This is a genomic window from Mycobacterium simiae, from assembly GCF_008370645.1.
GTDB lineage: Bacteria > Actinomycetota > Actinomycetes > Mycobacteriales > Mycobacteriaceae > Mycobacterium > Mycobacterium simiae_A.
In genome coordinates, this window is sequence record NZ_VTZN01000206.1 from 1 (window position 1) to 7,568 (window position 7,568).

The window sequence follows — 7,568 nt, forward strand, 5'->3', positions numbered from 1 at the left end:
AAACGCGAATTCCCTAGCCATAGCAGGCTCGCGCCACTGTGAGCTTGCTCCACCTGTGCGGCGACGCCGACGATAGCGCGAACCACCAGTGCGCCGACCGCATCGGGCAACGACGCGGCCGCCGGCCTTGACGACATTCGCGGGCGCACCAGATCCAGCAGCGACGAACCGGGGTAGCTGACCAGGCGAACCTCGGTAGCCTCGTCAATTCCAGCCAGGATCTTGGCGCGCCGCACGGCCGCGCGAAAGCCGCCGAGTTCGTCGACCAGGCCGCGTTCGAGGGCATCAGCACCAGTCCATACCCGACCGCGGGCAACGGCATCCACGGCTTCGGTGCTGAGGTTGCGACCCTCGGCGACGCGCTGCACGAAGTCGTGGTAAAACAGATCGGCCTCCGCCTCACGACGGGCCTGCTGCTCCGGGGTGAACGGCGTATCCACCGACCAGGCGTCGGCATTGGCGTTGGTGCGCACCGTTTCCGAGCCGACTCCCAGCCGGTCCTTGAGGTCGCGAACCACGAGCTTTCCGGTGATCACTCCGATAGAGCCGGTGACGGTGCCGGGGTTGGCTATGATCGCGTCAGCGCCCGTCGACACGTAGTACCCGCCGGAGGCGGCGACGGCACCCATCGACGCCACGACGGGCTTGCCACGCTCGCGGGCGCGCTGCACCTCACGCCATATGGTCTCCGACGCGTTGACCGAGCCCCCAGGACTGTCCACCCGCAGCACGATCGCCGACACCGAATCGTCGCCCGCCACCTCCCGCAGCGCCGCCGCAATAGTGTCACCACCGGCGGTGGACGGACCGAAGGGGAGGCCCTGCGGGCCGCCCCGTCCGTCCACAATCGGGCCTTCGACTGTGACCACCGCAACCGTCGGCTTGGCTCGGCGGCCCGGTAGCGACGGGACGTGCGGCGTCATTCGCGACCGGGCCGCGCCCGCGTAGCGCGCCAGGTACGTCCGCGGCGGCTTGTCGTCGGTATCTACCGACTCCGGTGAAACACCCTCTACACCAACCAATTCCGCAATACGGGCGAGGGCCTCATCACGAAAACCGATCCGGTCGATCAGGCCGGAGGCCAGCGCCTCGTCCCGCAACAGCGGAGCCCGGTCGGCCAGTTCGTCGAGCACGGCCGCGTCGATGTTGCGGGACTCAGCCACCTGCTGCCACACCTGACCCTGCAGGCTTTCCAGCATTCGAGTGACGGCCTCACGGTGCGCGTCAGTGTAGCCGTCTTCGGTGAAAAGGTTTGCGGCCGACTTGTATTCACCCCGGGCAACGAACTGTGCTTCGATGCCCGCCTTGTCCAGCGCCTCCCGTAAGAACATCGCGTTGCTAGCGAAGCCGATCAGCCCCACCCCACCCGAGGGCTGCATCCAGATCTCCCGGAACGCCGAAGCCAGGTAGTAGGACAGCGTGCCCGGATAGGTCTCAGCCCAGGCCACTGACGGCTTTGTCGCGCTGAACGCCGCGATAGCCTCCCGCAGCTCTTGGACTGCCCCGACCGGCGACGGCGGAAGCTGAACACGCGCAATCAATCCGGCGACTCGTGGATCCTCCGCGGCACGGTGGATCGCGGCCACAGCGTCGCGCAATGCCATCGGCCGGCCGCCCCCGGACAGGATGGCAAGCGGGTCGAAACCTGTGGTCTCCACCGGCATGGCACGCAGGTTGAGTTCGAGCACGCAACCGTTGGGGATGCCGTGGTGTCGAGCGGTGTCGACTCGCTGGGCCAGGGCCCGCATGTCGTCGACACCCGGCAGAAAGGACAGTAAGGCGCGCATGTTTACCCAGCGTACCGATACCCGGCGGCTACCCGCCCTTCGGTGGCGATGTGAGGTTCGCTATCGTCCTACCTCAACTGGACTCTGATGGCTTTGACGCCGCCAAGTTACGCTCCTAACCTGCTCGCGCCGAGCAGCTGGGATTCGAAGGTGGATGGGTGCTCGAGCAGGTTATCGGCGAGTCACCGCTGCTGGCGCCCACACCCGCCCATCCCCGTGTCGGGAACGCCCGGTGAGGGCGACCGAGGACTGCGCGAGGTGATCGACGCCGGCGCGCAGATGCTACTGCTCAATCCCGTCGGCCCTGACGTCGCGCAGCACCGCGAGCAAATGGAACGCCTTGCCGCAGAGGTGATTCCGCAGCTCAGCAGATCACAGCTCGGTGACTGATCCGCCCGTCGCAGTAATCTTCTCCCGGGCGCTACCGCTGAACTTGTGCGCGGTGAGGTCGACCTTAACGGTCAGCTTGCCGTCTCCAAGAACCTTGACCAGGGCGTTCTTGCGAACCGCTCCTTTGGCCACCAAGTCCGCCACGCCGACGCTACCGCCCTGGGGGAACAATCGGTTGATGTCACCGACATTGACGATCTCGTACTCGGTGCGGAACCGGTTACGGAACCCCTTGAGCTTGGGCAGCCGCATGTGAATCGGCATCTGCCCACCCTCGAACGTCACCGGCACCTGCTTGCGCGCCTTGGTGCCCTTGGTGCCGCGTCCCGCTGACTTGCCCTTGGAGCCCTCACCGCGCCCGACGCGGGTGCGTGCGGTCTTCGACCCCGGCGCGGGCCGCAGGTCGTGAAGTTTGATGGTCATGTGGGGTTACCTCCGGTATTCGCGGGCTCTACCTCGATGAGGTGACGCACTACCGCGATCAGTCCCCGGGTCGCGGCGTTGTCCTCACGGATCACCGAGTGCCGGATCCGCCGCAAACCCAGGGTGCGTAGGCTCTCGCGCTGTTTCCAGCGAGCCCCGATGGTGCTACGCACCTGAGTGATCTTCAGCTGACTGCTCATGGTTGTGTCCCTGACGTCTGGGCCTCGCGCACGGCGGCGGCAGCAAGTGCGTCACTTTCCCGGCGCGCCTTCAGCATTCCGGCCGGCGCGACGTCCTCGATCGGCAGACCGCGCCGGGCGGCCACCTCCTCGGGACGCTGCAGCATCTTGAGCGCGGCGACGGTGGCGTGCACCACGTTGATCGCGTTATCGCTACCCAGCGATTTCGACAAAATGTCATGCACGCCAGCGCATTCCAGCACCGCGCGCGCCGCGCCGCCAGCAATCACGCCGGTGCCCGGGCTGGCCGGGCGCAGCAGCACGACGCCGGCGGCCGCTTCACCCTGCACCGGGTGGGTGATGGTGCCGCCGATCAGGGGCACCCGGAAGAAGCCCTTGCGAGCCTCCTCGACGCCCTTGGCGATCGCGGCCGGAACTTCTTTGGCCTTGCCGTAGCCGACTCCGACCATCCCATTGCCGTCACCGACGATGACGAGGGCGGTGAAGCTGAATCGACGACCACCCTTGACCACCTTGGAGACGCGGTTGATGGCGACGACACGCTCCAGATAGTTACTCTTGTCGCCGTCGCGCCCGCCCCGGCCTCCGTCGCGACGGCCTCGACCGTCTCGGTCACCGCGTGTGTCACGGCTGTCCGAGGCGCCGGGCCCGCCAGCCGAATGCTCCGCCATTTATGCGGTCCTTCCGTTCATTAGAAACTCAATCCGTTTTCGCGCGCGGCATCGGCCAGCGCCGCAATCCGCCCGCCGTAGCTGTAGCCGCCGCGGTCGAATACCACGGTGTCGATGCCGGCGGCCTTGGCCCGCTCGGCGATCAACTGGCCGACCCGCACGCTGCGGGCCTTCTTGTCACCCTCGACACTGCGCACGCCGGCTTCGATCGAGGATGCGGCGGCCAGAGTGGTGCCGTTCAGGTCGTTAACCAACTGCACGTGAATGTGCCGCGCGGAGCGGTGCACCACCAGCCGGGGACGCTGCGGGGTGCCCGCGATCTTCTTGCGCAGCCGTGCGTGCCTGCGTAGCCGAGAGACTCGCCGGGCTGCAGAAACACTCTGCCCCACCGACTTTGGTGCAGCGTTGTCAGCCTTTGATTGCGCCATGACTACTTACCCGTCTTTCCGACCTTGCGGCGGATCTGCTCGCCTTCATAACGCACGCCCTTGCCTTTGTACGGGTCGGGACGACGCAGGCGCCGGATGTTCGCGGAGATCTGGCCGACTTTTTGCTTGTCGATCCCGGTGACCGTGAATTTCGTCGGTGCCTGGACCGCGAATGTGATGCCGTCCGGCGCTTCGATCACCACCGGGTGGCTGTAGCCGAGCGCGAACTCCAGATTGGCGCCCTTGAGCTGCACGCGGTAACCGACGCCGTAAATCTCCATTTTGGTGGTGTACCCCTGCGTCACACCGGTGACCAGGTTGGACACCAGGGTGCGGGACAGCCCGTGCAGTGAGCGGCTGCGCCGCTCGTCGTTGGGACGGGAAACCACGATGGCGCCGTCGTCGTTGCGCGACACCGTGATTGGCTCGGCGACCGTCAGATCCAGGGCACCCTTGGGCCCCTTGACCGAGACCTTCTGGCCCTCGATCGTTACGTCGACTCCGGCGGGGACCGGAATCGGTTGCTTACCAATGCGAGACATGACTACCCCTCACCACACTCTCACCAGACATAAGCGAGGACTTCGCCGCCCACGCCCTGTCTGGCTGCCTGACGGTCGGTGAGCAGGCCCGAGGAGGTCGAAATAATCGCCACACCCAGGCCGCCGAGCACCCGCGGCAGATTCGTGGATTTTGCGTACACCCGCAGCCCCGGCTTGGACACCCGCCGCAAACCGGCGATGCTGCGCTCCCGGCTGGGACCGTACTTGAGCTGGACGACCAGCGATTTGCCCACCCGCGCATCCTCGGTCCGGAAGTCGCTGATGTATCCCTCGTTCTTGAGGATCTGGGCGATGTTGGCCTTGATCTTGGAGTGCGGCAAAGCCACTTCATCGTGGTAGGCCGAATTGGCGTTGCGCAGACGGGTCAAGAAGTCTGCGATGGGGTCGGTCATCGTCATAACAGCGTCTGCCCTTCCTCGCCGTTACCAGCTGCTCTTCTGCACGCCGGGCAGCTCGCCCGCATGCGCCATCTCGCGCAGGCAGATCCTGCACAACCCGAACTTGCGGAACACCGCGCGCGGCCGGCCGCACTTGCTGCATCGGGTGTATCCGCGCACCGCGAACTTGGGTTTGCGTGCGGCCTTGTTGACCAGTGCCTTCTTCGCCATCTGCGTCAGTTCTCCTTGAAGGGAAAGCCGAGGGCTCGCAACAGCACTCGCCCTTCCTCGTCGGTTGTCGCCGAGGTGACAACATTGATGTCCATGCCGCGGACCCGGTCGATCTTGTCCACGTCGATCTCGTGGAACACCGACTGCTCGGCCAGCCCAAAGGTGTAGTTACCGACACCGTCGAATTGCTTGGGCGACAACCCGCGGAAGTCCCGGATACGCGGGAGCGCGATCGAGGTAAGCCGGTCAAGGAACTCCCACATCCGGTCGCCGCGCAAGGTGACCCGAGCGCCGACCGGCATGCCCTCGCGCAGCTTGAACTGCGCGATGGATTTCCGAGCTTTGCGGATCTCGGGCTTCTGCCCGGTAATCAGCGCCAGGTCGTTGACCGCGCCGTTGATCAGCTTGGCGTCCCGCGCGGCCTCGCCGACCCCCATGTTGACCACGACCTTCGTCACGGTTGGGATCTGCATGACGTTGCGGTAGCCGAACTGCTTTTGCAGCACGTCGCGGATCTCGCTGCGGTAACGCAGCTTGAGACGCGGCTGCGTTTTCGCGGGGCTTTCGGTGGTCGTCATGCCTAAATGTCCTTGCCATTGCGCTTGGAGATACGGACCTTCTTCCCGGTCTCCTCGTCGACCCGGTAGCCGATGCGCGCGGGCTTGCCGTCGGAATCGACGACCATCACGTTGGAGACGTGGATCGGAGCTTCCTGGGTGACGATCCCGCCCGAGCGGGCACCACGCTGATTGGTCGACACCGCGGTGTGCTTCTTGATCCGGTTGACGCCCTCGACCAGGACCCGGTTGCGGTCTGGGTAGGCTTGCAGCACCTTGCCTTTGGCCCCTTTGTCTTTACCGGAAATCACCAGCACGGTGTCGCCTTTGTGGACCTTCATCTACAGCACCTCCGGCGCCAGCGAAATGATCTTCATGAACCGCTTCTCCCGCAGTTCGCGACCGACCGGCCCAAAGATACGGGTTCCGCGCGGGTCGTTGTCGGGCTTGATGATCACTGCCGCGTTCTCGTCAAACTTGATGTAGCTGCCGTCGGGACGCCGGCGTTCCTTGACGGTGCGCACCACCACGGCCTTGACGACATCCCCGCGCTTGACGTTGCCGCCGGGAATGGCGTCCTTGACGGTGGCGACGATGACGTCCCCGATGCCGGCATAGCGTCGCGACGATCCGCCGAGCACCCGGATGCACAAGATCTCCTTGGCCCCGGTGTTGTCGGCGACCTTCAGCCGCGATTCCTGCTGAATCACTCGATCTCCTGACCTGGTTGACGTGTGCGCGGCAGGAGAAGACGACTCGGTGAGCTTTGAGCATGGCCCACCAATAACCTGACGTGCGCGGTCTAATGCCACTTGCGCCGCCGAAGGGCACGCGGGGCCGGTACCGCTTGCACGCACCAGCCAAGGTCTGCCCAAGGCAACCCCTAGAGTCTAGGGGACGGCCAGCTCAGCGCCAAATTCACCGGCGATACCAGGCCAGAGCCAGTGTTGGCATTGCTGCTGGCCCGGCAACTCTGATTCCGCCATCGCCGGGGTGAAACCGCCGCAGCGATGCTTGCCGACTGGCCAGGTTGATTCTGGCGGGTGAGTGGGTGGCCCACGTGCCGCCGAGGGGACGGTGCGGTGAGATCTGTGCTGGTGCCTGGGAACATTCCGAAGTCTCGACTCAGACGCATCAATGGTGGCTGGCCGCACTGCGGATGGCTGCCCGGGCACTGCACGTCGCCTTGACCATTACCGCGTGGCCTGTCCGCGATTGACGCCATCCTTACCGGAAGCGAGGCTGTCCGGCCCTCACCGGCCTGCCGGCAGCTTCTTCGCGAAAAGGCCTCTTAGCCAAGGGCTTTAGCCCTGCACTTTAGCGGCTGGTGCAGCCGGTTAGGGGTAAGGCTGGCTTGTTGGCTGTAGCGGCGTTCAGCGGCTGCGCGCTGGGCCCAATTCTCCGCCCAGGTGCGACAGCATTGCGGATCATCGCCGTCTTGCCCGCCCCAATTGTCCAGTATGGGGTCGGCTTCGGAGGCGAGCAGCCCCCAGTCGCCGTACCGGCTGGGAACGGCAGCGCACTGCTCGGGTGGTGACATGGGTACGCCCCGGCCGACAAAGTCAAATCACTGTGCAGTCGGGCAAATTGCTGATCGCGTCAGCCCCAACACCCAAAGGCCTTCACGAGGTCGCCTCTGGCAGCCGTGGCCGGACATGCGCCTGCTGGTGTGGTTCTCTGGTGTGCTGCGGGGGTGGCCGGCGCGGGTTAGCGTGGGTTGGTGTTTGTCCGCGGGGCGTGAGTCGGAGGTCGTGGGTGATGGTGTTTGCGATGCAGCCGGGGGTTGCCGGAGGTGCGGCAATGTTGTTGGATGTGGTGTTCACTGCAGCCCTGGCCGGGTTGGGGCGGCGTAGGTGAGCACGCGGCGGCGCGGGGGTGTGTCTGATGCCCAGTCGACGGCGGGGGATCACGGTGGCCAGTGCGGCATGCGTGCCGCGGCCT

Annotated in this window: 13 protein-coding genes and 1 pseudogene; 1 reads left to right on the forward strand and 13 read right to left on the reverse strand. The window is 65.5% G+C overall.

Annotated elements, in window-relative coordinates:
• The coding region (gene sppA, locus F0Q45_RS22680; protein WP_149656055.1) for a signal peptide peptidase SppA at positions 1-1,787 on the reverse strand (1,787 nt) is incomplete at its 3' end.
• 210 nt (positions 1,788-1,997) lie between these two features.
• Here sppA and F0Q45_RS29605 point away from each other — a divergent pair.
• A pseudogene (locus F0Q45_RS29605) lies at positions 1,998-2,177 on the forward strand (hypothetical protein); the annotation flags it as partial.
• Here the strand turns inward: F0Q45_RS29605 and rplO are convergent.
• From rplO to F0Q45_RS28725, 12 genes are all read right to left on the reverse strand, one after another.
• On the reverse strand, positions 2,160-2,600 hold the full coding sequence (gene rplO, locus F0Q45_RS22690; protein WP_149656056.1) for a 50S ribosomal protein L15: 441 nt from the start codon (positions 2,598-2,600) through the stop codon (positions 2,160-2,162). The pseudogene F0Q45_RS29605 and the gene rplO sit on opposite strands and share 18 nt — an antisense overlap.
• A complete protein-coding gene (rpmD, locus tag F0Q45_RS22695; RefSeq protein ID WP_149656057.1) occupies positions 2,597-2,800 on the reverse strand; it encodes a 50S ribosomal protein L30 in 204 nt (67 codons plus the stop codon). Before rpmD ends, rplO begins: the two co-directional genes overlap by 4 nt.
• Positions 2,797-3,471, reverse strand: coding sequence for a 30S ribosomal protein S5 (rpsE, locus tag F0Q45_RS22700; RefSeq protein ID WP_149656058.1), 675 nt, complete (start codon positions 3,469-3,471; stop codon positions 2,797-2,799). The genes rpmD and rpsE overlap by 4 nt, the downstream gene beginning before the upstream one ends.
• A gap of 20 nt (positions 3,472-3,491) precedes the next feature.
• On the reverse strand, positions 3,492-3,860 hold the full coding sequence (gene rplR / locus F0Q45_RS22705; protein ID WP_149656064.1) for a 50S ribosomal protein L18: 369 nt from the start codon (positions 3,858-3,860) through the stop codon (positions 3,492-3,494).
• A gap of 41 nt (positions 3,861-3,901) precedes the next feature.
• Positions 3,902-4,441 (reverse strand): 50S ribosomal protein L6, encoded by a 540-nt coding sequence (gene rplF, locus F0Q45_RS22710; protein ID WP_149656059.1) that lies wholly within the window; start codon positions 4,439-4,441, stop codon positions 3,902-3,904.
• Positions 4,442-4,461: 20 nt separating this feature from the next.
• Entirely contained in the window at positions 4,462-4,860 is a 399-nt protein-coding gene (gene rpsH / locus F0Q45_RS22715; RefSeq protein ID WP_149656060.1) for a 30S ribosomal protein S8, read from the reverse strand.
• Between the two features lie 24 nt (positions 4,861-4,884).
• Positions 4,885-5,070, reverse strand: coding sequence for a type Z 30S ribosomal protein S14 (locus F0Q45_RS22720; RefSeq protein WP_011739072.1), 186 nt, complete (start codon positions 5,068-5,070; stop codon positions 4,885-4,887).
• A gap of 5 nt (positions 5,071-5,075) precedes the next feature.
• The gene (gene rplE / locus F0Q45_RS22725) at positions 5,076-5,648 is read right to left on the reverse strand and encodes a 50S ribosomal protein L5 (protein ID WP_149656061.1); all 573 of its coding nucleotides are present in this window, start codon (positions 5,646-5,648) and stop codon (positions 5,076-5,078) included.
• Positions 5,649-5,650: 2 nt separating this feature from the next.
• Positions 5,651-5,968 (reverse strand): 50S ribosomal protein L24, encoded by a 318-nt coding sequence (gene rplX, locus F0Q45_RS22730; RefSeq protein WP_149656062.1) that lies wholly within the window; start codon positions 5,966-5,968, stop codon positions 5,651-5,653.
• The gene (gene rplN / locus F0Q45_RS22735) at positions 5,969-6,337 is read right to left on the reverse strand and encodes a 50S ribosomal protein L14 (RefSeq protein ID WP_003403649.1); all 369 of its coding nucleotides are present in this window, start codon (positions 6,335-6,337) and stop codon (positions 5,969-5,971) included.
• A gap of 581 nt (positions 6,338-6,918) precedes the next feature.
• On the reverse strand, positions 6,919-7,167 hold the full coding sequence (locus F0Q45_RS22740) for a hypothetical protein (RefSeq protein ID WP_149656063.1): 249 nt from the start codon (positions 7,165-7,167) through the stop codon (positions 6,919-6,921).
• Between the two features lie 82 nt (positions 7,168-7,249).
• The coding region (locus F0Q45_RS28725; RefSeq protein WP_223163937.1) for a hypothetical protein at positions 7,250-7,568 on the reverse strand (319 nt) is incomplete at its 5' end.